The following is a 25,528-nucleotide window of genomic DNA, read 5'->3' on the forward strand; positions in this document are numbered from 1 at the left end:
AACACCGGCCGTCGCCGGGTGAAACACCCGCTTCCTAGCGTCGGGGCACCCGCTCGCCAGGACGCAGGAGGCACCATGACCGTCACCCGACCAGGCACAACGACGACGACGTCGGCCCCGCCCACCGCGCCTGCGGGCACGACCGAGACCGCGACCGCACCGCACGTCGTCGTCCGCCGGGGTCGGTGGATCGACCGGTGGGACCCCGAGGACGTCGCGACCTGGGAGGCCGAGGGCCGGCGGATCGCGCGCCGCAACCTCTACCCCTCGATCTTCGCCGAGTTCCTGGGCTTCGCGGTGTGGGCGTCGTGGAGCATCGTCGTGCCGCAGCTGTCACGCGTGGGCTTCGCGCTCACCGTCGACCAGCAGTTCTGGCTCATCGCGATCCCGGCGCTCGTCGGCGCCACCCTGCGGATCCCGTACACGTTCGCCGTCCCGCGCTTCGGCGGGCGCAACTGGACGATCGTCTCGGCCCTGCTGCTCCTGCTGCCGGCGAGCGCGCTCGCCTACGTGGTGACCGACCCGACCACGCCGTTCGGGATGCTCCTGGTGGTCGCGGCGCTCGCCGGGCTGGGCGGGGGCAACTTCGCCTCGTCGATGGCCAACATCTCGTTCTTCTACCCCGAGCGCGAGAAGGGCAAGGCGCTGGGCCTCAACGCCGCGGGCGGCAACATCGGCACGGCCGCCGTGCAGCTCGCGGTGCCGCTGGTGATCGTCGCGGGCGCCGGTCTGGCCCTCGAGCGCGCCGGGCTGATGTTCATCCCGCTGATCCTGCTCGCGGCGTTCCTCGCGGCCACGCGCATGCACAACCTGAGCGGCGCCCGCGCGGACTACAAGGCGTTCGGCGCCGCCGTGCACAACCGGCACACCTGGATCATCTCGTTCCTCTACATCGGGACGTTCGGCAGCTTCATCGGCTACTCGGGCGCGTTCCCGACGCTGCTCGCGGGGCAGTTCCCGCAGGTCACGCTCTCGCTCGCGTTCCTCGGCGCGCTCGTGGGCTCGCTCGCCCGTCCCGCGGGCGGGATCCTCGCCGACAAGCTGGGCGGTGCACGCGTGACCATCGCGTCCTTCGCGACCATGGCGTTGGGCGCCGTCGGCGCGGTGCTCGCGCTCCAGCGCGGCAGCTTCGCGCTGTTCTTCGGTTCGTTCCTGGTGCTGTTCGTCGCGACGGGCGTGGGCAACGGCTCGACCTACCGGATGATCCCCGCGGTCTTCCAGGTGGGCGCGACGACGCCCGAGCGCGCCGCGCGGGCCCGCAAGGCCGCGGCGGGATGCATCGGGATCGCCGGCGCGATCGGTGCCTTCGGCGGGTTCCTCATCCCGCGCGGCTTCGCGGTCTCGAACAGCGCCGCCGGGTCGCTCGAGCCGGCGCTGTGGGCGTTCGTCGGGATGTACGTGCTCATGGGCGCCGTCACCTGGTGGGTCTACCGCCGCCGCGGCGCTGTGCTGAGCGCGGCGGGCATCTGACGTGCCGGCCGGTCCCGGGACGCGGACGCACTGCCCGTACTGCGCGCTGCAGTGCGCGATGACCCTCTCCCCGCCCGACGACGACGCGCGGGCCGTGGGTGCGCCGGTCACGGTCGCAGGGCGGGACTTCCCCACCAACCGCGGCGGGCTGTGCCAGAAGGGCTGGACCAGCGCCCAGGTGCTGCGGGCACCCGACCGGCTGACCACGCCCCTCGTGCGCGACGCCGACGGCGAGCTGCGGCCCGCGTCGTGGGACGAGGCGCTCGACGTGGTGGCCGACGGCGTACGGCGCCTCCAGGCCGAGCACGGCCGCGAGGCGGTCGCGGTGTTCGGCGGCGGCGGGCTCACCAACGAGAAGGCGTACGCGCTCGGCAAGTTCGCGCGCGTGGTGCTGCGCACCCCGTTCATCGACTACAACGGGCGCTTCTGCATGGCGAGCGCGGCGGCCGGCGCCAACCGGGCGTTCGGGATCGACCGCGGGCTGCCGTTCCCGCTCGCGGACGTGGGCGCGGCGTCCGCCGTCGTGCTCCTCGGTTCGAACCTCGCCGAGACCATGCCGCCGTCGACGGCGCACCTGGGCGACGTCCGTGCGCAGGGCGGGCTGGTGGTGGTGGACCCGCGGCACTCGGCGACCGCCGCGCTCACCGACGACGGTGGCGGCCTGCACCTGCAGCCCGTGCCCGGCACCGACCTCGCGGTGCTGCTCGGCCTGCTGCACGTGGTGCTCGGCGAGGGCCTGGCCGACGAGGAGTACCTCGCCGCACGCACCACGGGGGCGGACGAGGTGCGGCGCAGCGTCGCGGCGTGGTGGCCCGAGCGCGTCGAGCAGGTCAGCGGCGTGCCGGCCGACCTGGTGCGCCGCACCGCGCGCATGCTCGCGGCCCGCGCGGCGCTGTCCCGGCGTGAGGGACGCGGCGGTGTCGTCGTCCTCACCGGCCGAGGCGTCGAGCAGTCGAGCCAGGGCACCGCGACGGTGAGCGCGGCGATCAACCTCGCCCTCGCGCTCGGCCTGCCGGGCCGCCCCGGGAGCGGGTACGGCGCGATCACGGGGCAGGGCAACGGCCAGGGCGGGCGCGAGCACGGCCAGAAGTCCGACCAGCTGCCCGGCTACCGGCGCATCGACGACCCGGCGGCGCGTGCGCACGTCGCGCGCGTGTGGGGCGTGGACCCGGACACGCTGCCCGGGCCTGGCGTGCCCGCGGTCGAGCTGCTGCGCCACCTCGGCACCCCGGCGGGGCCGCGCGCCCTGCTGGTGCACGGCTGCAACCTCGTGGTCTCGGCACCCGACGCCGACCGCGTGCGTGAGCGCCTGCGCGCGCTCGACCTGCTCGTGGTGTGCGACCTGGTGCCGTCGGAGACCACGCGCCTGGCCCACGTGGTGCTGCCCGTCACGCAGTGGGCCGAGGAGGAGGGCACCATGACCTCGCTCGAGGGGCGCGTGCTGCGCCGCCGTCGGGCCCTGCCACCCCCGCCCGGGGTGCGCTCGGAGCTCGACGTGCTGCACGACCTCGCCGCGCGCCTGGGAGTGCCGACGGGCTTCCCGACGGACCCGGCCGAGGTGTTCGACGAGCTCGCACGCGCGAGCGCGGGGGGCGTCGCGGACTACAGCGGGCTCTCGCACGCGCGCCTCGACGCGGCCGAGGCCGCGGGCCAGGCGCTGCACTGGCCGTGCCCCGAGGGCTCCGCCGGCACACCGCGGCTGTTCACGGAGTCCTTCCCGACCCCCGACGGCCGCGCGCGCATGGTCGCCGTCGACCACCACGGTCCCGCCGACGACCTGCGCCGCGACGCGCCGATCTACCTCATCACCGGGCGCGTGCTCCAGCACTACCAGTCGGGTGCGCAGACCCGTCGCGTCCCCGCGCTCGCGACGGCCCAGCCCGAGCCGTACGTCGAGCTGCACCCGCTGCTCGCGGACCGGTTGGGCGTGAGCGACGGCGAGCTGGTCGAGGTCACCTCGGCGCGCGGCACGGCGGTCGCGGCCGCGCACGTCACGCCGTCCGCCCGGCCCGACGCCGTCTTCATGCCGTTCCACTGGTCCGGCGAGGGCAGCGCGAACCGGCTCACGAGCGACGCGACCGACCCGGTCTCCGGGATGCCCGAGTTCAAGGTGTGCGCCGTGCAGGTGCGCGCCGTCGGCGAGACGTCCCGGGGAGCGGCCGACGAGCTGGAGGTGGTCCGGTGATGCGTGTCGTCGTCGTCGGGAACGGCATGGTCGGGTCGAGGTTCGTGGAGGATCTGCGGGCGCGTGCACCCCAGGCCGAGATCACGGTGGTGGGCGCCGAGGAGTACGAGCCGTACAACCGCGTGCTGCTGAGCGAGGTGGTCGCGGGTGCCGTGGGAGTCGCATCGATCACCCTGCCCACCTCCGACGTCGACGGTGTGCGGGTGCTGCGCGGGACCAGCGCGACCGCGCTCGACCGCACGCGCCGCGTGCTCGTCCTCGACTCAGGCGAGGAGCTCCCCTACGACCACCTGGTCCTCGCCACCGGGGCGCGGGCACGCATCCCGTCGGTCCCCGGTCTCGAGCGGCTCCCCGCCGGCGTGCATCCGCTGCGCTCCCTGGACGACGCCCGCGAGATCGTGGCGGCGACCGTCAACACGCGCCGGGCGCTGGTGCTGGGCGGCGGGGTGCTCGGGCTCGAGGTCGCGTGCGGACTCCGGCGCCGCGGCCTCGCCGTGACGCTCGTGCACGGCGGCCCGCACGTCATGGACCGGCAGCTGGGCGACGGTGCGGGCGCGGCGGCGCTCGCCGGGCTCACGCGGCTCGGGATCGAGCAGCGCACCGGCGTCGTCGCGGCGGAGGTGCACGTGTCGACCTTCGGGACGGCGGCCACGTGGGGCGCCCCGGACGGAGCGACGGCGGACGTGGCGACGACGGACACCGGTGCTGTCTCCCGGCGCGTGACCGGCGTGCGCCTGACCGACGGCAGCACCGTCGCCGCAGACCTGCTCATCCTGACGGCGGGCACGGTGCCCGACGTCGACCTTGCCGAGCGCGCGGGCCTCGAGGTGCGCCGGGGCGTCGTCGTCGACGCGGACCTGACCACGGCGGACCGGGCGGTCCACGCGATCGGCGACTGCGCCGAGCCGCCCGAGGGCGGCACCGGGCTGATCGCGCAGGGTTGGGAGCAGTCGCGCAGGCTCGCCGCGGTGCTCGCGGGCGCCGACGCACCGACGTCGTCGCCCCTCGGCGGCACCGACGTCGTGCGGCTCAAGGCCCACGGCCTCGACGTCGTCGCCATGGGCGCGCCGGTGGCCGGGGCACGCACCGTGACGCTGAGCGACCCCGCCGCGGGCCGGCACGTCGAGGTGTCCGTGGCGGACGGCGCCGTCGTCGCGGTCGCCTGCGTCGGGGCCCCCGAGGTGGGAGCCGACCTGACCACCGCCTACACCCGGGCCACGCCCGTCCCGGCCGACCCCGCGCAGCTGCTCCTCCGGCCCGTCCGCGGCGCGGCGACGACGGCCGAGCCGTCACCCACCCTCATGCCGGACCGCGCCACCGTCTGCCGCTGCAACGGCGTCACCAAGGGTGACATCGTCCGCTGCTGGGAGCACGGCGCGCGCTCGACGGACGACGTCGCCCGGGCCACACGGGCCACCACCGGCTGCGGCGGCTGCACCGAGGCGGTCTGCGGCCTCGTCGACTGGCTCGCCAAGGCGTCGCCCGACCCGTCGGCCGGGGCGCCTCACTCCAGGACGGCGAACGGCGCCCAGCCTGCGAGCACGTCACCCGCGGCGGTCACGTTGAGCGAGCCCGTGCCGTCGGGCAGCGGCACGGCCCAGCGGCGCGTGCCGTCGTCGAGGTCGTAGGCGGCGGCGCGGTAGCCGTCCGCCGCGTCGTACTCGAGCAGGGCGACACGGACGCCGTCGGTCACCGGCACCAGGTCGTGGAGGCTGAGCAGCGGGTCACGCGGCAGGCTCCACGCCTGCGCACCGGTGCGCAGGTCGACCGCGACGTGCGCGTCCTCGGTCTCGAGCAGCAGCCGGTCGCCCAGGCGCAGCAGCGCGCGGGAGACGGCCGGGCGCTCCCACAGCGTGCGGCCCGCGCGCACGTCGACCGCCCGCAGCCGATCCGCGTCCGTGACGAGCACGACGCCGTCACCCGCCGACGCGCCGACCGACGCCGAGCCGTCAGCAGCGACCGAGTCGTCGACGAGGACGGGCACGGGCCCGCCGGGGAGCTCGGCGCCCGCCCGCCCCGCGGCGTCGAACCACGTCGACGAGCGCTGCGACGTCGCGAGCACGAACCCTCCGGCGGCCGGTGCCGCGATCGCCTCCGCACCTGGCTCGCCGCCGCGCGCGGCCAGCACCGCGCCGTCGTCGGCGTCGAGCGCGGCGGCCACCGAGCCGCCCACCAGCACGAGGTCGCCGTGCGCACCGACGCGTACGCCGCGCGCACCCTCGGCGGGCACGACGTCGCGGAGCTCGGCACTCCAGCGCACCTCGCCGGTCGCCGTGTCGGAACGCCGCACGAGCACGTCGGAGCCGTCGACCGCTGCCCGCACCAGGTCGTCGTCGACCATGGTCCACGCGTCGCCCGCACCGACCTCGCGCACCGTCGTGCCGTCGTCCGCGTCGAGCACCAGCAGGCCGGCGCGCACCTCGCACACCAGCAGTGCGCCGTCACGCGTCGCGTGGGGGCAGCTCGCGTAGCCGTCGGGCACGGCCCGGGTCCACCGCAGCGCGCCGTCGGCGAGGGCACGCGCCTCGATCGTGTCGGACGACGCCGCGGGGCGCGCGATCACGACGTCGCCCGCCCACGAGACAAGCAGCCCGCCGCGCCACCGCTCGACCGGCGGCTCACGCAGCGGGCCGGCGACGTACGGCACGTCGTCGTACGCGGCCACCCGCGCGTCGTAGCGAGCGGCCTGCGCCCACTCGACCAGCCCACCTCCGCCGATGAGGGCCACCAGAAGCGCAAGCGCGACGAGCGTCCCGCGTCGCGGGCGGGGCCATGGGCGCCTCGTCGAACGGCCCGGATCGCCCGGGCGCGGATCCCCGTCCGCGTTCGGCCTGCCGTCCGGCTGCGGCGCGCCACCCCGGCCCGTCCAGCCCTGGCCCGCCCGGCCTCGGCCTGCGCCGCCTCGGCCTGCGTCGCCCCGGTCTGCGTCCTGCTCGCCGACCGCGACCGGTCCGGATCCCGCAGGGGCGCGCGCGTCGCCGTCGTCGTCGACCAGCTCGACGCCGACCATCTCACCCGTCTCGCCCGACCCGCGCCCCACACCTGACCCTAAGCCGCCCACTCCCCCGCGTCCTCGGCTCGCCCCCACCCCGGGCCCGCCCCGACCCCCAACCACCGCGAGTTCGCACCGGCGCACCGAGTTCGCATCCGCCCAGGTGCGAACTCGGTGCGCGAGTGCGAACTCGGCGGGCGGGCGCTTGGGGGGCCCGGGTGGGGGTGGGCGTGGGGCTGCGCGTGCCATTCGTCCCAGGTGTGGTGACGCTGGCCCGCCGATGATGGGGTGGGCAGCGAGCCCGACCTGGGAGGGGTGGCATGGGACAGCGTGTAGTGGTCGTGGGTGGCGGGTACGGCGGGGCGAGCCTCGCACGGCGGCTCGACGAGCACGTCGAGGTGGTGCTGGTCGAGCCCAAGGACGCGTTCGTGCACGCGTCGGCCGCGCTGCGCGTCGTCGTCGACCCCGCGTGGGAGGAGCGCGTCTTCCTCCCGCTCGACCGGCTGCTCACCCACGGCCGGGTGGTCCACGACTGGGCGCGCCTGGTGACCGACGGTCGCGTGCACCTGTCGGCGGGCGAGGCGATCGACGCCGACGTCCTGGTGCTCGCGACCGGCACCGGCTACCCGTTCCCCGCCAAGTTCCTCGAGGACAGGACCGACCTCGCGCAGGCCCGCCTGGCACGCCTGCGCGCGGACCTCGAGCGCTGCGAGCGCGTGATGATCGTGGGCGGCGGTCCCGTGGGCCTCGAGCTCGCGGGCGAGCTCACCGCGGCGGTCCCCGGGTTGGGCGTCACGGTGGTCGACCGCGAGCCCGACGTGCTGATGGCGGGCGACTACCTGCCCGAGCTGCGCACCACCGTCCGCGAACAGCTCGCGGCTCGCGGCGTGGACTTCGTGCTCGGCGCACCTCTGGGCTACCTGCCCATGCAGGACGTCGGCCTGTACGCACCGTTCTCGGTCGAGACGACGGCGGGCACGCGGATCGACGCGCAGATGTGGTTCCGGGCGTACGGGTCGCGCGCCCAGACCGACTACCTCGACACGCGCCTCGCGTCGCTGCGGCACTACGACGGCACGCTGCCGGTGACCGAGCACCTGACCGTGCGCGGCTACGACAGGCTGTTCGCGATCGGCGACATCAGCGACGTGCGCGAGTCCAAGCGTGCGAGCGCCGCGATGGACCACGCCGAGGTGGTCGCGACGAACGTCCTCGACGTCCTCGCCGGGCGGGCCCCGAGCGCGACCTACACGCCCGCCCGCGAGCGCATCGTGCTGCCTCTCGGCCCCGAGGGCGGCGCGTCGCAGCTCGAGGGAGAGCACGGTCGCGTCGTCGTCGGCCCCGTGCAGACGAGCGAGATCAAGGGCCGCGACCTGTTCAGCACCGCGATCGCGGAGCTCTTCAACCGCTGAGGACCAGCCGCTGCCGCCGCTCGTCAGATGGTCGGGAGCGCTGCCCGGGCCGGACCCGGCTCTTCGTCGGCCGCCTCGAGGAGGTCGACGACCACCGAGCGGAGCAGGAGCACGAGGCCCTGCGCCTGCAGGTCCGCCGAGTCGACGCGGTAGGGGTCCATGCCGCCCGCCACGCTACGGAGGTGCTCGCGTGCGACCGCGGTGTCGGCACCCGACGACAGCGCGCGCCCGAGGCGGTCGACACCGTCGGCCAGGTCCTCGAGGAGCTCCGGGAGCGGGTCGAGCGCGGGCGTGCCGACCACGAGCTGCGCCCGACGAGCCACGACCCGGGCCGTGCGCATCGCCCGGTCCACCGCGACGGCCGACGCGAGCAGCCGGGCGAGCTCGGGCAGGCGACGGCGGTGCGACGCGGAGACGCGCGCCGCGTGACGGGCGTCCTGCGCGACCGACCGCCAACGGTCGAGGGCGGGCCCCGACGTCCGCCCCCGCAGGAGCGCCTCCTCGACCTCCCCGGCGTCCGCCTCCCGCAGCCCGTGCCCGGTGAGCCGCAGCACCTGGGCCAGGGCGGAGCAGGACTCCCCGGCCAGTGCGTGCACCTCGCGGCGCGGGTCCTGCGGCGAGAGCGCCGCGACGACGAGCGCGACGGCGCCACCGACGAGGGCGTCGGTCCAGCGGGTGACCGCCGAGCCGACCTGCGCCGCGGGCAGCCCGACGATGACGATCGCCTGCACGCCGGCCTGCGTCGCGAGCAGGTCGCCCCGGTCGACGACGCGCGCGACGAGCGCCGCGACGGCCAGGACGAGGCCGACCTGGAGCGCCCCGGCGCCGATGAGGTGCACGAGGAGGTCACCGAGGAGCACGCCGACGGCGACCCCGACCGCGAGCTCGCCGACCCGGCGCGGGCGGCGGTTGGCGCTGAAGCCGAGCGCCACCCACGCCGACACCGGCGCGAAGAACGGCGACGGGTGTCCGAGCACGTCGGCGGCCAGGAACCAGGCCGCCCCGGCTGCCAGCGAGGCGAGCAGCACCGGGACGAGAGCCACGCGCGCCCGTGCGAGCCCGTCACGCGCAGCGACGGCGACGCGGCGACGCATCACCGTCCACCGCCGCGGGACGGTGGACGCGGACGGGGGCGAGGAGCTGACACGCACGGCCCCAGTCTCCCGCGCCGGCGTCTCCTGTGCCGACGACCGGGCACGTGCCCCGCCGGGATGACGATCGCCTGCGGCGAGGCGCCGGAGGGACCGCCGTCGCGACAGCGGGTCGGCGGGCTCGGTCAGGTGTCGCCGCGCAGCAGCTGGTCGAAGGGGGTCGGGTCGGCGAACGGGTCAGCGACCTGGCGCGGCTCGCGTGCCGCCACGAGCCCCGCGAGCTCCTCGGCCGCACGGTCGACGCGCGCCGCGAGGGGCGGGGTGCCGTCGCTCGCCGCGCGCCCGGCCGTGGCCCCGAAGTCCTCGGTCGCGCCGAACACAGCGGTCGGCACGGTCACCGCGCGCAGGTAGCTCAGCAGGGGCCGGACGGCGTGCTCGAGCGCGAGGGAGTGCCGCGGCGTCCCGGCCGTGGCCGCGATCAGCGTCGGCACCCCCGCGAGCGCGCCGTCGTCGATCACGTCGAAGAACGTCTTGAACAGGCCCGTGTACGAACCGCTGTAGACCGGGGTCACGGCGACGATCCCGTCGGCCGCCACCGTCGCGTCGAGCACGCGCTGGAGCTCGGGCGTCGCGAATCCCGTGAGCAGCATGTTCGTGAGGTCGTGCGCGTGCTCGCGCAGCTCGACGACCGTGACCTCGACGGGCACCGACCGGCTCGTGAGCGCCGCGACCGTGGCCTCGGTCAGGCGGTCGGCGAGCAGCCGCGTCGAGGACGGCTGGCTCATGCCGGCCGAGACGACGACGAGCCGGCGTGGGGCGCTCATCGCGTCACCGGCGCGGGTGCGCGGCCCGTGACGCCGTCGGCGTCCGCGTAGACGGTCGCGTCGCGGCCGCCACCCGCGGCCTCGACGCGGGCGGCGTGCGTGGGCGCGTCGGGCACGCGCGCGGGGCGTCCGACGGCGAGCTCCTTGCGCAGCACGGGCACCACCTCGGTGCCGAGGATCTCGATCTGCTCGAGTACCGTCTCGAGCGGCAGGCCGGCGTGGTCGATGAGGAACAGCTGGCGCTGGTAGTCGCCCACGTGGTCACGCATCGCGGCGTAGCGGTCGATGACCTGCTGGGGCGAGCCCACGGTGAGCGGGGTCATCTCGCTGAACTCCTCGAGCGACGGGCCGTGCCCGTAGACGGGCGCGTTGTCGAAGTAGGGTCGGAACTCCCGCACGGCGTCCTGCGAGCTCTTGCGCATGAACACCTGCCCGCCGAGCCCCACGATCGCCTGGTCGGCGCTGCCGTGGCCGTAGTGCTCGAAGCGGCGACGGTAGAGCTGGACCATCTGCTTGGTGTGGTGGATCGGCCAGAAGATGTTGTTGTGGAAGAAGCCGTCGCCGTAGTAGGCCGCCTGCTCGGCGATCTCGGGGCTGCGGATCGACCCGTGCCACACGAACGGGGGCACACCGTCGAGCGGACGCGGGGTCGAGGTGAACGACTGCAGCGGCGTGCGGAAGCGGCCCTCCCAGTCGACGACGTCCTCGCGCCACAGCCGGTGCAGCAGCGCGTAGTTCTCGACGGCGAGCGGGATGCCGTTGCGGATGTCCTGGCCGAACCACGGGTAGACGGGGCCGGTGTTCCCGCGACCCATCATCAGGTCCATGCGCCCCTCGGACAGGTGCTGGAGCATCGCGTAGTCCTCGGCGATCTTCACCGGGTCGTTGGTGGTGATCAGCGTGGTCGCGGTCGAGAGCGTGAGCCGCTCGGTCTGCGCGGCGACGTACGCGAGCGTCGTGGTGGGCGAGGACGAGAAGAACGGCGGGTTGTGGTGCTCACCCAGGGCGAAGACGTCGAGGCCCACCTCCTCGACCTTCTTCGCGATCGCGACGGCGGCGCGGATGCGCTCGTGCTCGCTCGGCGTGCGGCCCGTGGTCGGGTCCTGCGTGAGGTCGCTGACGGTGAACACGCCGAACTGCATCTGGGGTGCGGGCGCGGCACCCTGGGACGGGTGGGTGCTGGCGCTGGCCGGCTGGTCGCTCATCGTCACTCCTCGGTGTTGATAGTGAAACATTCAACCATCTGACTCCGAGAACCGCATCCGCCTCGCGGCTATTCCGCGCACACCCGTCCGCCTGTGCCCGGCTCGCTCACCCCACACGTGCGGCTCGCTCACCCCCACACGTGCGGCTCGCTCACCCCCACACGTGCGCGAGGGTCTGCGCGGCGTTGACCGCACGCAGCTGTCGCCGGCTCCACGCGCACAGCGCGGCGAGCCGCCGCGGCTCGACGACCTCGCACACCCAGTCCCAGTGCATCGTGCACCAGTCGCCGGGACGCAGGTCGCCCGCGAGGGCACGCCCGAAGGCCGCGACCCGCACCGTCTCGGGCCGCAGCGCCCCCTCGACCACCCGGTGCCCGTCCCACTCGAGCGGCCGCGAGCGCACGACGGCGTGCTCGGGCCCCACCGCGAGCACCTCGCCCCAGCGCACGCGACAGCGGTCGAGCACCTCGAGCGGGCGGTCGACGACGCCCGTGCGCAGCAGCCCGAGCCACGGCGACAGCGCGAGCACGTGCGCGCTGTGGTGCGGCGCCATCGTCGGCAGGGGCGCGGCCATGCGCTCCCACGCGGGGCCCAGCCGCGGCAGGCGGCTGCGGAACCGCTCCTCGGCCGCGCGCAGCAGCGCGCCGGGCGGCAGGCGCAACAGCTCGTTGCCCACCCAGTAGGCCTCGACCACGCGCTCGTCGAGCGGGTCGTCGATCCCGTGGGCCCCTGCGATGAGCTCGAGGTAGGGCCAGGCCCCGGCGAACCCGCGCGCGAGCGCCCGCAGCTCGCCGCCGTCCGGGCCCGACGGAGCCCGAGCCCCTCCGGTCGGCCGGGGGCCCTGCGTCGACGCCACGCTCGACACGCTCTCGAGCAGCTCGGCCGCGGCGTCGGGGCCGCAGTAGCCGCGCTCGTTGGGTGGGTACGCGTAGCGCGCGAAGAGGACGGGGCCGCTCACGTCACGTCGCGGCCTCCTCGAGCGAGCGGGACGCCGCGTGGGTGTCCCGCAGCACCGACCACGTGAGCACCGCGCCACCCAGGCCCACCACTCCGAGCCACAGCAGGTCGGTGGCCGCGACCTGTCCCGTGCGCACACCCGCGAGCGTCGCGGTCACGAGTGCGGCGAGCACCAGCACCGCCGTCACGTCGACCGCCTGGGCGCGCGCGAGCGCCGCGAACCACGTGCCGACGTACGCCGCGAGGACCACGCCGGTCAGCAGCACCCAGCGCAGCTGCTCGCCCGTCATCGCGAGCAGCGCACCCGCCTGGCCCTGCACCGCGAGCCAGCCCACGAGCACCGCGGAGCCCACGCCCATGCGCACCAGCGCCACGGTCCACGACGACACCGACGCGAGCAGCCGCTTGGCCACGACCACCTCGACCGACCAGAGCAGGGTCGCGGCGAGGATCATCGCCTCACCCGAGCCGAACCCGCGCGGCACGCCGCCCGACAGGCCGAGCTGCCCGAGCACGAGCAGCGCGACCGCCAGCGCGTGCCACCGGCCGAACCGCTCGCCGAGCAGCGGGACGGCCAGCAGCGCGACCCACACCACGAGCGTCTTGTGCAGGAAGGCCGACTGCGCGGACGACGCCCGCGCGAGACCTTCGAAGAACAGCACGAAGGGCACGCTGCCGCCGAGCACCCCGACGACGGCGAGACCTGCCCAGCCCCGGACGTCGTGCGGCCAGGTGAGGCGCGCGCGCCCGCCCGCGCCGAGGACGACGAGCCCCGCCGTGCACCACCGCACCGTCGCGGACCGTCGGTCCGACGACCGTGTACCCGCGCGCCGCGAGGGCGTCGATCAACCCTTGCAGCCCGTCGAGGTCGAGCACCCGCGTCACACCCATGGGACGCCTCCAGCGGCGAGGTCACCTCCCACGCTGCTCCCGCGCCCCGGAGGGGACCAGGGACCAAGGTCGCGGACCGGGACGAGACGGGCGGCTCGACCGAGGTCGCCGACCGGGCGAGAGGGGCGGCAACCCGTGCGCGTACCCCCTCCCGCGGCCGGGGCGTCGTCCGGCAGGATGGCGCGCGTGATCGACGACGACGGGGGCGCCCCGGTCAGGACCGCGGTACGCACGGCACCTCTCGCACCCCGACCAGCGTCGCTCGCGAGCTGGACGCAGCGCGTGGTCGCGTCGGTGCTCGACAACCTGCTGCTCGGGGGTGTCGTCTTCCTCGCGGTGCCGGTCCAGCCCACGGCGGCGCCGGACATGCTCGGTCCGGGTCTCCCCGCCGACGGCAGCGTGGTGTGGAACGACCCGTGGGTGCTCTCGGTCTTCGCCGCGATGCTCGTGATGCAGGCGTACCTCGGCTCGTCACCGGGCAAGCTGCTGCTCGGTATCGCCGTGGTGGACGCGGACCGCGGCCGCCCCGTGGGCCTGCTCCGCACGCTGGCCCGCTGGGTGCTGCACGTGCTCGACGCGATCCTGCTCGTCGGCTTCCTGCGGCCGTTGTGGCACCCGTGGCGGCAGACCTTCGCCGACTCGCTCGTCTCGACCGTCGCGCTCAGCACGCGCTCACCGCTGCCGCACCGCGGCCTCGAGCGCCTCGTCTCCCGCCGACGCGGAACGCAGGCCGTACCCGCGCACCCCGTCGCGACGCAGGCCGACCTCGCACCCGAGGTCGAGCTGCGGCGCCGCCCCCGGCCCGCCCCGGGTGCGGTGCTGCGCAACGTCGACGACCGGTCGCCGCGCTGGCGCCGGCTCACGACCCTCGGGTCGGCCGTCGTGGTGACGGCGGGCGCCGCGTTCGCGATCGGCCCCACCACCGGGACGAGCGCCCCGCAGACCTACTCGTGGTGCGAGGTCGCCGACCCACCGGACGCACCGTTGCGGCTCGTCCACGGCTCGGTGAGCACGTGGCCCGAGCCGTGGACCGAGAGCCGCTGGGGTGTCGAGCGCGTGCGCCTCACCGACCAGCCCCGCGGGCTGCACGTCGCCTGGGGGTGGGACGGCGAGGTGCCCCAGGAGGACGTCGTCATGCGCCTGCGGCTGCGCGACGCCGACGGCGGCACGCGCACGATCGACCACGTCTCACGCGGGGGCCAGATCCAGGACGGGCTCGGCACACCGGTGGGCGACACGAGCACCGAGGTGCTGCTGCCGCTGTCGGTCCTCGACGACGTGGGCGAGGAGTGGGGCTGGGAGCTCTCGATGGTCGTCGACGGCGAGGAGCTCCCGGGCTGCGGCGCGAGCGCCCCACCACCCGCCTGAGACCGGCGACCGCCGCGCCACCCTGGCGACCGGCCCCGCTTCAGGGCAGCGGGTCACGCTTCGTCGGGCACGTCATGCAGCGCGCGCCGCCGCGTCCCTTGCCGAGCTCGAAGCCCTCGATCTCGAGCACCTCGACGCCGTGCTCGGCGATGGTGCGGTTGGTCCAGACGTTCTTGTGGTATCCGACGACGACGCCCGGCTCGAGCGCGAGGAAGTTGTTGGCCGAGCCCCACTGCTCACGCGCCTGCTGGTCGTCGTCGCCGCCCGTCGGGACCACGACCAGCTCGGGCACGCCGAGTGCGTCGGCGAACGCCGCGAACACGTCGTCCTCGGGGAGCACCTCGAGGGAGCCGTCGCGGTCCCCAGGGCGCAGGGAGTACGCGCGCGCCGAGCCCATGACGGGCATGAACGCGGTCGCGGTGCCCACGTCGAGCAGCGTGAAGACCGTGTCGAGGTGCATGTACGCGCGGCTCGGCGGCAGGTCGACCACGAGCACACGGTCGGCCGCGTCGGCGCGGAACAGCTCGAGCGCGAGCTTCTCGACCATGGGCGCCGTCGAGCGCTCGCCGATGCCGATCGCGACCGCGCGGTTGCCGAGGGGCATCATGTCGCCGCCCTCGATCGAGGCACGACCGAAGTCCTCCTCGTCGAGCCCGCCGTCGTCGCCGAGCGGCGGGTACCAGTACTGCAGGCCCGCGTCGGCGAAGCGCGGGTGGTAGCGGTAGATGAGCGACTGGTTGACGGTCTCGAGGCGGCGCGCGTGCCAGAAGACGGGGTTGAGGCACACCCCGCCGTACAGCCAGGCCGCTGGGTCGCGCTGGAAGAGCGAGTTGGGCAGCGGCGGCAGGATGAAGTCGCGGCGGCGGGTCAGCGACGCCACGAGCGAGTCCGCGGGGGTCGCCCCCACACCGCCCGGCAGCCCGATGCCGAGCTCGTCCTTGGTGAGCCCGCCGATGAGGTGCCGCGCGAGCCGCGGCCCGTCCCAGGACGTGAGCTCGGCGCGCACCTCGTCCACGAGCACGGGCCCCACCGTCAGGTGGCTGACGGTGCGTTCGACGGCGTGCTCCTTGGCCTCGGGGCTCGCGTCGAGGGCCTCGGCGAGCAGCTCGTGGTGGTAGAGCACCTCGATGCCGCGCTCGCGCATGAGCGCGACGAACGCGTCGTGCTCCTTCTGCGCGTGCTCGACCCACAGCACGTCGTCGAACAGCAGGTCGTCGTGGTTGAAGGGCGTCAGCCGCTCGAGCGAGAGGTCGGGACGGTGGACGATCACCTGCCGCAGCCGACCGACCTCCGAGTGCACGCCGTAGCCGCTCACGTGGACCTCCCTCACCGCGGAGCCGACGTCCGCGCCGGACCCACCCCATCGCGTGGCCGCGGCGGACGCAAGACGGCCGCGACGGCCGATGGCCTCAGAGCCGGGCCGCCACCAGGAACGCCGTCCGGACCGCGTCGGCCACCTTGCCCGGTTCGACGCAGTCGCCCACGCGGTGCACGTGCGGGTCCTCGCCCACCGAGGCGCCCGTGAGCATCGCGTTGGGACGCATGCCGAACGCGGTCACCACGGTGTCCGCCTCGAGCCGCACCAGGCCGTCGTCGCCGCGGATCACCACGCCGTGCTCGTCGACCGACGTCACGCCGTGCTCGGTGATCACGCGCACACCCACCCCGGCGAGATGACGCAGCAGCGCCGCACGGTTCATCGGCACGGCGTCACGTGCGACCTCCTCGCGCTCCTCGACCACCGTGACCTCGTGCCCGCGCCGCGCGAGGTCGAGCGCGAGGTCGCAGCCCGAGAGCCCGCCGCCCGCGATCACCACGCGCCTCCCCACGTGTGCGCCGCGGTGCACCTCGATCACGTCGAGCACGCCCGCGCGCCCCTGCCCCCCGACCTCGACGGGGTGCGCGGGGCGTGCACCTGTCGCCACGACCACCTCGTCGGCGCGCGTCAGCACCCCCGACGCCGCGGAGATCGTGTGCCGGTAGTGCACCGTGACCTCGAGCTCGACCAGGCGGTGCCGGTACCAGTCGACCAGCTCGCGCAGCTCGTGCTTGAACTCCGGCGTGCCGGCCTGGGTGAGCACGCCGCCCAGGCGGTCGGTGCTCTCGTAGAGGTCGACCGTGTGGCCGCGCAGCGCCGCGACCCGCGCGGCCTCGAGGCCCGCGGGCCCACCTCCCACGACGACGACGTGCTTGTGCCGCCGCGCGCGCGTCACGGTGCGCGCCGCCTCGTGGCCGGCCTGGGGGTTGACCGCGCAGGTCACCGTCCCGCCGTCGAGCACCGCGGCGATGCACTGGTTGCAGCGGATGCACGGGCGCACGCTCGCGGGGCGGCCCGCGGCGAGGTGTCGGGGCAGGTCGGGGTCGGCGAGCAGCGCGCGTCCCATCCCGGCGAAGTCGATCGCGCCCGCCGCGAGGGCCTTCTCGGCGGTCTCCGGGGTCAGGTTGCCCACGGCCATCACGGGGATCCGCACCGCACGGCGCACCGCCGCGGCGTGGTCGAGGGAGGGCGCGTCGCCGTCGTACGCGGACGGGAACAGCCGGTCCGCGGTCTCGGCCGCACCCTCGTCGAGCACCAGCAGGTCCACCCCGGCGGCCTCGAGGAGCTCGGCGATCTGCACGGCCTCGACCAGGGACCGACCGCCCGGGACGTGGTGCGACGTCGCGAGGCGGAACGTCACGGCGAGGCCGGGCGCCGCGTCGCGTACCGCGCTCACGAGCCGCGTCGCGAACCGCACCCGGTTCTCGAGCGCGCCGCCGTACTCGTCGGGACGCCGGTTCCACACCGGCGTGAGGAACTGGTCGATCAGGTGGCCGCCGTGCCCGTGGAGGTCGATCGCGTCGAAACCGGCCGCGGCGAGGCGGGCGGCAGCGGCCCCGGTGGCCTCGACGAGGCGGTCGATCTCGTCGACGGACAGCGGACGGCAGAGCTGCTCGGGGTCGCGCAGCCACGGCGTGTCGGAGGACGAGACGGCCACGGTGCCGCCGGGCTCGGCCGGCCCCACGCGACCGCTGCCCGGCGAGAGCTGTGCGCCGATCCGGCCGCCCGCGGCGTGCACGGCGGAGGTGAGCCGCGCGAGGCCCGGGACGAACGCGTCGTCGTCCACGCGGGTCATGAGCGCACGCGGACGCTCGTGCTCGACGCTCGCGAGCATCGCACCCGTCATCACCAGGCCGGCTCCGCCGCGCGCGCGTGCCACGTGGTACGCGATCTCCTGGTCGCTCGAGCCGCCGTCGTGCGCGGCCGTGTGGGAGCGGACGGGAGGCATCACGATGCGGTTCGGCAGCTCGAGGCCGCCGATCCGTCCGGGTGCGAGCAGGTGCGGGTGAGCGCTCATCGACAGCCTCCTGGGTCGAGCGCGGGCCGACCCGCCGCGACGGTGCGGCCCGAGGACCAACCCATCATCTGCAGCGGACGGCCGCCCGCCCCGGGCCCATGGTCCCGAGCGCGCACTCCCCGCCCCGTCTCCCTCCCCCACCCGACCCCGTCTGCCTCACGCCCCTCCACCCGGCCCGCATCCCCGCCCAGATCAGCCTTTCCGTCGCTCTCCGCCCCGGGAAGGCGACGGAAGGGCCGATCTCGGGCGGGTCGGGGCCAAGGGGTAGCGTGCGGCGGGTGAGTGACGAGCGCGCCCCGAGCCCCTCCGACCCCCGACCCACGGCGCGCGCAGTCGCCGACCAATGGGTCGAGACGTTGGCGGACCTCGACCCGGTGGTGGGCACCGTGCTGGGCATCCGACCCGACGACACGCGGATGCCCGACCACTCCCCCGACGCACTCGCGGCCGAGGCCGACGCGATGCGCGCCGTGCTGACGGAGCTCGACGCCGCCGTGGTGCTCGACGAGGACGACCGGCGCTGCGCGACGCTCGTGCGCGAGCGGCTCGGCGCACGGCTGCTGGTCCACGAGTCCGACGAGGACCTCGTGAGCCTGCGTCCGATCGCGTCGCCCGTGCACACGCTTCAGTCGATCTTCCTCATGATGCCCACCGCGACCGACGACCACTGGTCGGCCGTCGCGGCCCGCATGGCACAGGTGCCGGCCTCGGCCGCGTCGTACCGCCACGCGCTCGAGGCCGGTCTCGAGCGCGACGCCCTGAGCGCACCACGCCAGGCCGAGGCCGTCGTCGGGCAGCTCACGGCATGGCTCGAGGGGGACGACGGCGTGGGCTGGCACCGCGGGTTCGTCACGTCGCCCGCGACCGAGCACCTGCCTGCGAGCCTGCGCGGTGACCTGCTGCGCGCCGCGGAGGCCGCCGAGCAGGGCGTGGCCGGGCTGCGCGACTGGATCGCGGGCACCTACCTGCCCGCCGTGGCGCACGTGCCCGACGGCGTGGGGCGCGAGCGCTACCTCGTCGCGGCGCGGCTGCACCTGGGTGCGCGCCTCGACCCCGACGAGGCCTACGCGTGGGGCTGGGAGGAGCTCGCGCGGATCGAGGCCGAGATGGCGCGCGAGGCCGACCGCGTGCTGCCGGGTGCGACGCCGGCCGAGGCGTTCGCGCACCTCGACGTCCACGGTCCCGCGGTCGAGGGCGTGGAAGAGGTGCGCGCGTGGCTCCAGACGATGATGGATCGCGCGATCGCCGACCTGGACGGCTCGGTCGTCGACGTGGCGGAGCCGGTCAAGCGGGTCGAGGCGATGATCGCGCCGCCGGGCGCGGCCGCCGCCCCGTACTACACGCGCCCGTCGCTCGACTTCTCGCGCCCGGGCCGCACGTGGCTGCCGACGCTGGGCCGCACGCGCTTCCCGACCTGGGACCTGATCAGCACCTGGTACCACGAGGGCGTGCCGGGCCATCACCTGCAGCTCGGCCAGTGGGCCTACCGCGCGGCGGAGCTGTCGCGCTTCCAGGTGAGCGTGGGCTCGGTCGCGGCGAACACCGAGGGCTGGGCGCTGTACGCCGAGCGCCTGGTCGACGAGCTCGGCTACCTCGAGGACGCGGGCGCCCGCCTCGGCTACCTGGACGGGCAGCGCATGCGGGCCGTGCGGGTCGTCGTCGACCTCGGCATGCACCTGGGCCTGCCGATCCCCGCGTCGTCACCCTTCCGCCCGGGCGGCACGTGGTCGGCCGAGGCCGGCGAGGAGTTCTTCGCGGCGCGCAGCGGGTCCCCACGTGAGTTCGTGAGCAGCGAGATCGTGCGGTACCTGGGCTGGCCCGGACAGGCCATCAGCTACAAGCTCGGCGAGCGCGCGTGGCTCGCGGGCCGGGCCGCGGCGCGGGCACGCCACGAGGCCGACGGCGGCACGTTCGACCTCCGCGACTGGCACACGGCCGCCCTCTCGCTCGGCTCGCTGGGCCTCGACGACCTCGAACGCGAGCTCGGCGCGCTCTGACGGGGTCGAGCGGGCCGCGGGAGGAGCTCACCTCAGACGCGGAAGCGCGCCGCCAGGCGGTCGTGGAGGGCGTCGAAGCGCTCGTCGACGACCTTGCGGGCCGGGTCCGCGTCGAACCACTCGACGATCTCGCGCGCACCCTGCTCGAACCGCACGTGCGTCGTGAAGTCCGGAACCACGCTGCGCAGCTTGCTCGTGTCGAAGACCGCGCAGTGGGCCTTGTCGCCCAGCAGCCACGGCCCCCACTCCGGGTCCTCGGCGGCGATCACGTCGGACGGCACGTGCACGATCCGCGCCTCGGCGCCGGCGGCGGCCGCGAGCGTGTGCGCGATCTGGTCCCAGGTCAGCACGTCGTCGCCGGTGATGTGGAACGCCTCGCCGAGCGTGCGCGGGTTGCCGAGCAGCGGCACGAGGCCCCGTGCGACGTCCGTGTGGTGGGTCAGGGTCCACAGCGAGGTGCCGTCACCGTGGATGACGACCTCCTTGCCCTGGCGCATGCGCTCGACCGCCGTCCAGCCGCCGTCGATGGGCACGAGCGTGCGGTCGTAGGTGTGCGACGGCCGCACCACCGTCGCGGGGAACGCGTGCTCCCGGTAGGCGCGCACCAGCAGGTCCTCGCACGCGATCTTGTCGCGCGAGTACTGCCAGTAGGGGTTGCGCAGCGGCGTCGACTCGGTGATGGGCAGGCGTGCGGGCGGCGTCTGGTACGCCGAGGCCGACGAGATGAAGACGTACTGGCCCGTGCGCCCGGTGAACAGGTCGAGGTCCGTCTGCACGTGCTCGGGGGTGAAGGCGACCCAGTCGACGACGGCGTCGAACTCGTGGTCCCCCAGGGCGGCCCGGGCCGACTCCGGGTCCCGGATGTCGCCGTGCAGCACGGTCGCGCCCTCGGGTGCAGGCCGCGTGGTCGAGGCGCCGCGGTTGAGCAGGTAGAGGTCGTAGCCGCGCTCGACCGCGAGGGCCGACGACGCCGAGCTGATGATGCCCGTGCCGCCGATGAACAGGACCTTGGGTGCGCTCATGCACCCACGCTAGCGTCGAATCGATCCGACGCCAGTGCTCACCTCTGCCCCACCCCGCTGCCTCTACCCCGCTGTCTCCGGCGGTGCCGCGAGCCAGGCCTCGACGTACGCGCGCGACGTCGCACCGTCGAGCACGTCGTCGGTCACCTGGGTGTAGGCCTCGCGCGCGGCCGCGGGGTCCACGAGCGCGAGGTACATCGCGAGGTACTCGCCGAACTGGACGCCGAACCCGCCCGGCGTGGCCTCGGCGACCGCCGCGCGCACGTGCGCGGCGTCGGCCGCGAGCGCTCCGTCGACCGGGACCATCGGGATGAGCTGGATCCCGAGGATCGCGTGCGGCTCGGCCGAGAACCAGGTGGCGTGGTCGCGCTTGGCCGACCAGACGATCGAGAACGTCTCACGCTCGAAGCCGACGAGCGACGGGTCGTCGAGGTCCGGCTCGGTCCAGTACGCGCGCGCGGTCGCCGCCTCGGTCGACAGCAGCCAGCGCGCCTGGGTCTCGAGCGCGTCGTCACCCGTGGCGCGCGCCCACAGCGCGAGCCCGTTCCACGCGGCGACCGCCTCCGACGTCGACTCCTGGTTGTTCCCGTCCGCGAACGGCGCGGTCCCCGAGGCCCACGAGTGCCCGCGGTACGCGTCGAACCCGCGCAGCGCGGGCAGCAGGTCGCTCGCGGTTCCCGAGGCGATGTCGGCGGCCACCGCGTCGAGCACGGGCGCGAGGTCGGCCGCGAGCTCAGGGTCGTCGGCCGCGAGGATCCCCGCCGCGCTCAGCAGGTAGCCGTGGTGGAAATGGTGGTCGTTGAGCTCCTCCGAGCCGAACGACGCCTCGAGCCCGACGACGGCGTGGGCGACCGGGTCGTGGACGAAGCACCGCACGTCGCGTACGACGCACCCGTCCGGCTCGGCCCACTCGCGCAGTGCCGTCTCGAGGCGATCCGCCTCGGGGGCGACGACGTCGTCCGCACCCAGCTCGCGCCCGAGCGCGACCAACGTCGCGGAGCGGTGCAGCGCCTTGGTCCCGAAGTACGTGTCGGACGGGTACGGCGGCGCCGCGGCGACGTCGGCCCGCAGCTGCTCGACCAGCCCGGCGCGCACCTCGTCGCCCAACCCGTCGAGATCGGGCACGACGGCGGCCTCGAGCGCGGGCGCCTCGGTCACGAGCGGTCCGGGGCAGAGCGCGAGCGTCCCGTGCACGCTCGGGTAGGTCCCGAGGCAGCCCTCGGGCCGCTCGTGGTGCGGCATCGCGACGACCAGGCCCGGCTCGTCGTCGTCGGTGCGCAGGTCGAGCGTCGTGCGCGCCACGTCGCCGAGCTCCCAGCCCACGTGCGCACGGACGACGGCGTGCTCGGCCGCCCGCGCGAGAGCAGCGCGCGTCGCCTCGGTCGCGTCGTCGGGCACGAGCGCGAGCGTGACGTGCTCGTCCGCCTCGAGCCGCACACCGCCGGCATCCTTGGACGTCCCGTCGGTCCACAGCCCGAAGGTGTGTCCTTCCGCCTCGAGCTCCGCACCCTCGGGCTCTCCCGCGGCGCCCAGGCCATCCCGGGCACCGGCGACCTCGACCTCGAGCCCCCCGCTCGCGACGAGGGTCACGAACGGCGACCCCTGCGCGAGCTCGAGGCGCGCGACCTCGCCGTCGGCACCCGTCAGCGCGACGGTCACCGAGGCGGCGTCGTAGGCGACGACCACGGGCTCGAGGGGCAGGCCGAGGTCGAGGGTGAGCGCCGCGACGTGCGGCCCGACCACGGCTGCGGGCGAGGCCGTGGGACGCGGCGCCCCCACCTCGACACCCGAACCCGTCACCGCGACCGAGAGCGGCAGCGGGAACACCGGCTGCGGTGCGTCACCGAACACCAGTCCGGTGAACCACCGGTTCGTGGGCGGGACGAGGCCGTGCGCGAGCCGCATCTCACCGAGGTCACCCGGTGAGGCCTCGGGGAGCTGGGCCAGGAGCTCCGCGTGGTCGTCCAGGCGCGTCGCGGCCGCCTGAGCGACCTCGCCCGGTGAGCGGGCAGGCCCCGCTCCCACGTCGTCGCCTCCCCCACCGGGCGTGCACGCGAGGAGCCCGCCGAGCGCGACGACGGTCGCCGTGGTGAGCAGCCCGGGTCGCGACGTCTGCCGCAGCGCCGGTCGCCGTGTACGTCGCCGGTCCCGCCCGGCTCGCGTCCTCATCCGAGCACCCGGGCGAGGAGGTCCTCGAGCGTGTCAGCGACAGTCGTCACCACGCCGTCGTTGCGCAGGTGCAGCACGGTACGCACCGGGGTCCCCGTGGCGGCGACGGCCGTGTCGTCAGCCGCGAGCACGGGCGTCGCGACCGTCACGGTCACGTCGGCGACCCCGCCCGCCGTGGTCACGACCGTCTCCTCGACCCGTCCGGTGACGGTGCTCGAGTCCGGCAGGGTGACGGTCACGCGCGCCTGGGGTTCGAGCCGTGCGAGCTGCTCGGGCGTGAGCCGGTGCTCGGCGCGTACGTGCCTCGTGCCGGCCCGCTCGATGCTCGCGAGCGTCGTCCCGGCCTGCACGAAGGTCCCGGCCTGCGCCGCGACCTCGCTCACGGTGCCGTCCCCGGTCGCGGTCAGGGTGAGCGTGCCGTCGTCCGCGACGAGGGCCCCCGCGGCGTCGTCGGTGACGAGCCCGATCTGGACGTCGTGCCGCAGCGTCGCGCTGTCGACCACGAACAACGGATCACCCGTGCGCACCTCGTCGCCCACCTCGACGAGCTGCGTGCGCACAAGGCCTGCGTAGGCCGAGCCCACGTCGTACGTCTCGGCCGCGACGGCGGCCGAGACGCTGTGGACCGTCCCCTTGCGCGCGTTGAGGTTCAGCGTGAGCCCACCCGTGACGAGGAGCACGAGCACGAGCCCGCCGACCAGCCGTGCCCGGGTGCGCCAGCTCATCGCACACCCCCAGGGACGAGGACGCCGACGGGTCGTACGGGCTCGCGCACCGCGGGGCGCACCTCACCCGCGTCGGCGCGATGCCTGGCCTCGCGACCGCGCCGTCGTCCCTCGCGCACCGCCGTGACGACGAACGCACCCAGCACGACGGCGTTCGTCGTGTTCCAGGCGAGCGCGAGGCTCACGTAGCCCTCGCCGACGGCGCGCCACGCCCCCACCACCGAGGTGAGCACGAGGAAGACGAAGAAGAGCACCTGCGGCACGACGAAGGTGAGCGGCGAGGTCACGGCGCCGCGTCGGCCCGTGACGTGCCAGGCCTGCTCACGCCGCAGCAGGGCGTTGACCAGGGCGCGGGTGTAGATCGGGAACGAGGCGGTGGCGAGCATGAGCACCTCCCAGCGGAACGAGCCGAGCGTGTAGAACGCCAGCACGATCTGCATGACGTAGAAGCCGGCGTAGTACACGAGCCACATGGCGGGTGAGATCTGCAGGTCGATCGGGCTCAGGTCGAGGTAGACGTGCAGCGGCGGCACCAGGAGCAGCAGCAGGGGGCAGATGCCCGTGAGGTAGTGGGTCGCCGTGACCGTGTACTGGAGCCGCTGGTCGAGCGTGAGCCTGCGTCGCCGCGACAGGGGGTTGTGCTGCAGCATGATCTCGAAGCCGCCGGTCGCCCAGCGCAGCTGCTGCTTGGTGTAGGCCTCGACGGTCTCCGGGGTGTCGCCCACGGCGAGCGTCGTGGGGATGTAGATGCTGCGCCAGCCGCGCTCGTGCAGCATGAGCGAGGTCCACACGTCCTCCGACTTGGAGTCGGTGTACATGCCGCCGATCTGGTCGATCGCACCGCGCCGGAAGATGACGTTGGTGCCGACGCAGAAGGCCGCGTTGAACCGGTTCCGGCCCGGCTGGACGAACCTGTAGAAAACCGCCTGCATGTACCCCGCGCCGCGCGCGACGAGGCCGTGCAGGTTGCCGTAGGTCTGCGGCGTCTGGACGAACGCGACGTCGTCGGCCGCGAAGAACGGCACGGTCTCGCGCAGGAACGCCGGCATCACGACGAAGTCGGCGTCGAGCACCACGAACAGCTCGCCGCGCGCGAGGGTGAGGGCGTGGTTGAGGTTGCCCGCCTTGGCGCCCCCGCCGCTCAACCTGCGCACGTAGCGGACGCCGAGCTCGGCCGCGAGCTCACGCACCTCGTCCGAGCGGCCGTCGTCGAGCACCCACGTGACGTGCGCGCCGTCCATGTCACGGGCCGCGACCACCGTGCGCCGGATCGTCGCGAGGTCCTCGCCGTAGGTCGTGACGAAGACGTCGACGGTCACGGGTCGGTCCCGCAGGTGCAACGCCCAGCGCCAGGGCTCGCGCTCGGCACCGTCGCGGATGATCTGCGGCACGTCGAACAGCCGCTCCTGCGCGTGGTGGAACGTGAAGCCGCGCGGGTCGTGCCCCGCCGAGAGGATGGTCCACATCGCCAGCAGCGCGTGCACCACGAGCACGGTCTCGGCGGTCATGACGAGCACGTACGGCAGCAGGTCGCCGCGGTTGGCCGGGTTGAGCAGGAACGCGGCGTAGGCGAGCACGCCGATGCTCGCGAGCAGCACGAGGAGCATGAGCGACGGTGACTCGGCGGTCGCGTTCTCGGCACGGGTCGCGGGTCTGGCCCGCGGGTCGTCGGTGCGGCGGGGCTCGACGAGCAGGCGGTCGAGGTCGGTCGTGGGTGAGGACATGGCACGCTCCACGGCGGAACGGTCGGCTCTCGGGGCGCGTCGTCACGCGTGGCTCACCGGCGGCGTCAGCGGCGGCTGGGGCGGGCACGGCCCGCATCGGGCGGGCATGTCGGACATGCCTGCACTTGTGACGTTAGGCCCGGCATGTGTCGGGCGCGTGA

17 protein-coding genes are annotated in these 25,528 nt (G+C 74.9%); 6 read left to right on the top strand and 11 right to left on the bottom strand.

Going from position 1 to position 25,528, the window contains the following annotated elements:
• The first annotated feature begins 75 nt into the window (after positions 1–75).
• The 4 genes from GXB85_RS00210 to GXB85_RS00230 all read left to right on the top strand — a co-directional run bounded on the left by GXB85_RS00210 (position 76) and on the right by GXB85_RS00230 (position 8,059).
• Positions 76–1,470 carry an MFS transporter gene (locus tag GXB85_RS00210; protein WP_161915649.1) on the top strand — a complete coding sequence of 465 codons (1,395 nt, stop codon included), beginning with the start codon at positions 76–78 and terminating at the stop codon, positions 1,468–1,470.
• A gap of 1 nt (position 1,471) precedes the next feature.
• Positions 1,472–3,655, top strand: a complete 2,184-nt coding sequence (locus GXB85_RS00215; protein ID WP_370523908.1) for a molybdopterin oxidoreductase family protein — start codon at positions 1,472–1,474, stop codon at positions 3,653–3,655.
• On the top strand, positions 3,655–5,283 hold the full coding sequence (locus GXB85_RS17995) for an FAD-dependent oxidoreductase (protein ID WP_161915954.1): 1,629 nt from the start codon (positions 3,655–3,657) through the stop codon (positions 5,281–5,283). The genes GXB85_RS00215 and GXB85_RS17995 overlap by 1 nt, the downstream gene beginning before the upstream one ends.
• A 1,684-nt stretch (positions 5,284–6,967) precedes the next feature.
• Positions 6,968–8,059: an FAD-dependent oxidoreductase gene (locus GXB85_RS00230; protein ID WP_161915652.1), complete on the top strand. Its 1,092-nt coding sequence runs from the start codon at positions 6,968–6,970 to the stop codon at positions 8,057–8,059.
• A gap of 23 nt (positions 8,060–8,082) precedes the next feature.
• Here GXB85_RS00230 and GXB85_RS00235 read toward each other — a convergent pair whose 3' ends face one another.
• The 5 genes from GXB85_RS00235 to GXB85_RS18685 all read right to left on the bottom strand — a co-directional run bounded on the left by GXB85_RS00235 (position 8,083) and on the right by GXB85_RS18685 (position 12,927).
• The gene (locus GXB85_RS00235; protein ID WP_370523909.1) at positions 8,083–9,210 is read right to left on the bottom strand and encodes an aromatic acid exporter family protein; all 1,128 of its coding nucleotides are present in this window, start codon (positions 9,208–9,210) and stop codon (positions 8,083–8,085) included.
• A gap of 125 nt (positions 9,211–9,335) precedes the next feature.
• Positions 9,336–9,974: an FMN reductase gene (locus GXB85_RS00240; protein ID WP_161915653.1), complete on the bottom strand. Its 639-nt coding sequence runs from the start codon at positions 9,972–9,974 to the stop codon at positions 9,336–9,338.
• On the bottom strand, positions 9,971–11,116 hold the full coding sequence (locus GXB85_RS00245; protein ID WP_161915956.1) for an LLM class flavin-dependent oxidoreductase: 1,146 nt from the start codon (positions 11,114–11,116) through the stop codon (positions 9,971–9,973). The genes GXB85_RS00240 and GXB85_RS00245 overlap by 4 nt, the downstream gene beginning before the upstream one ends.
• Positions 11,117–11,330: 214 nt before the next feature.
• Positions 11,331–12,137: a DUF6390 family protein gene (locus tag GXB85_RS00250; RefSeq protein ID WP_161915654.1), complete on the bottom strand. Its 807-nt coding sequence runs from the start codon at positions 12,135–12,137 to the stop codon at positions 11,331–11,333.
• 1 nt (position 12,138) lies between these two features.
• Complete coding sequence (locus tag GXB85_RS18685) at positions 12,139–12,927, bottom strand: DMT family transporter (protein ID WP_161915655.1); 789 nt, start codon at positions 12,925–12,927, stop codon at positions 12,139–12,141.
• Between the two features lie 286 nt (positions 12,928–13,213).
• Here GXB85_RS18685 and GXB85_RS00260 point away from each other — a divergent pair, with 286 nt between their 5' ends.
• Positions 13,214–14,395: an RDD family protein gene (locus tag GXB85_RS00260; protein WP_161915656.1), complete on the top strand. Its 1,182-nt coding sequence runs from the start codon at positions 13,214–13,216 to the stop codon at positions 14,393–14,395.
• Between the two features lie 40 nt (positions 14,396–14,435).
• On the opposite strand, the gene GXB85_RS00265 is transcribed toward GXB85_RS00260, so the two are convergent.
• Together GXB85_RS00265 and GXB85_RS00270 are read right to left on the bottom strand one after the other, a co-directional pair.
• Complete coding sequence (locus tag GXB85_RS00265) at positions 14,436–15,710, bottom strand: arginine deiminase (protein ID WP_202627394.1); 1,275 nt, start codon at positions 15,708–15,710, stop codon at positions 14,436–14,438.
• A 94-nt stretch (positions 15,711–15,804) separates the two neighbouring features.
• Positions 15,805–17,730 carry an FAD-dependent oxidoreductase gene (locus GXB85_RS00270; RefSeq protein ID WP_161915658.1) on the bottom strand — a complete coding sequence of 642 codons (1,926 nt, stop codon included), beginning with the start codon at positions 17,728–17,730 and terminating at the stop codon, positions 15,805–15,807.
• 278 nt (positions 17,731–18,008) lie between these two features.
• Between GXB85_RS00270 and GXB85_RS00275 the strand changes: the two genes are divergently transcribed.
• Positions 18,009–19,727 (top strand): DUF885 domain-containing protein, encoded by a 1,719-nt coding sequence (locus tag GXB85_RS00275; RefSeq protein ID WP_370523910.1) that lies wholly within the window; start codon positions 18,009–18,011, stop codon positions 19,725–19,727.
• 32 nt (positions 19,728–19,759) lie between these two features.
• On the opposite strand, the gene GXB85_RS00280 is transcribed toward GXB85_RS00275, so the two are convergent.
• From GXB85_RS00280 to GXB85_RS00295, 4 genes are all read right to left on the bottom strand, one after another.
• Positions 19,760–20,749, bottom strand: coding sequence for an SDR family oxidoreductase (locus GXB85_RS00280; RefSeq protein ID WP_161915660.1), 990 nt, complete (start codon positions 20,747–20,749; stop codon positions 19,760–19,762).
• Positions 20,750–20,812: 63 nt separating this feature from the next.
• Entirely contained in the window at positions 20,813–22,918 is a 2,106-nt protein-coding gene (locus GXB85_RS00285; RefSeq protein ID WP_161915661.1) for a glycosyl hydrolase, read from the bottom strand.
• Positions 22,915–23,643 carry an HlyD family efflux transporter periplasmic adaptor subunit gene (locus GXB85_RS00290; RefSeq protein WP_161915662.1) on the bottom strand — a complete coding sequence of 243 codons (729 nt, stop codon included), beginning with the start codon at positions 23,641–23,643 and terminating at the stop codon, positions 22,915–22,917. Before GXB85_RS00290 ends, GXB85_RS00285 begins: the two co-directional genes overlap by 4 nt.
• Entirely contained in the window at positions 23,640–25,367 is a 1,728-nt protein-coding gene (locus tag GXB85_RS00295) for a glycosyltransferase (RefSeq protein ID WP_161915663.1), read from the bottom strand. Before GXB85_RS00295 ends, GXB85_RS00290 begins: the two co-directional genes overlap by 4 nt.
• Positions 25,368–25,528 lie beyond the last annotated feature (161 nt).

Source organism: Cellulomonas sp. APG4, from assembly GCF_009996735.1.
Lineage (GTDB): Bacteria > Actinomycetota > Actinomycetes > Actinomycetales > Cellulomonadaceae > Actinotalea.

Bases quoted from the DNA above. Each gene is read 5' to 3' on its own strand.
- GXB85_RS00210 (WP_161915649.1), top strand. From the start codon at position 76: ATGACCGTCACCCGACCAGGCACAACGACGACGACGTCGGCCCCGCCC.
- GXB85_RS17995 (WP_161915954.1), top strand. From the start codon at position 3,655: ATGCGTGTCGTCGTCGTCGGGAACGGCATGGTCGGGTCGAGGTTCGTG.
- GXB85_RS00230 (WP_161915652.1), top strand. From the start codon at position 6,968: ATGGGACAGCGTGTAGTGGTCGTGGGTGGCGGGTACGGCGGGGCGAGC.
- GXB85_RS00240 (WP_161915653.1), bottom strand. From the start codon at position 9,974: ATGAGCGCCCCACGCCGGCTCGTCGTCGTCTCGGCCGGCATGAGCCAG.
- GXB85_RS00245 (WP_161915956.1), bottom strand. From the start codon at position 11,116: ATGCAGTTCGGCGTGTTCACCGTCAGCGACCTCACGCAGGACCCGACC.
- GXB85_RS00270 (WP_161915658.1), bottom strand. From the start codon at position 17,730: ATGAGCGCTCACCCGCACCTGCTCGCACCCGGACGGATCGGCGGCCTC.
- GXB85_RS00280 (WP_161915660.1), bottom strand. From the start codon at position 20,749: ATGAGCGCACCCAAGGTCCTGTTCATCGGCGGCACGGGCATCATCAGC.
- GXB85_RS00285 (WP_161915661.1), bottom strand. From the start codon at position 22,918: ATGAGGACGCGAGCCGGGCGGGACCGGCGACGTACACGGCGACCGGCG.
- GXB85_RS00290 (WP_161915662.1), bottom strand. From the start codon at position 23,643: ATGAGCTGGCGCACCCGGGCACGGCTGGTCGGCGGGCTCGTGCTCGTG.
- GXB85_RS00295 (WP_161915663.1), bottom strand. From the start codon at position 25,367: ATGTCCTCACCCACGACCGACCTCGACCGCCTGCTCGTCGAGCCCCGC.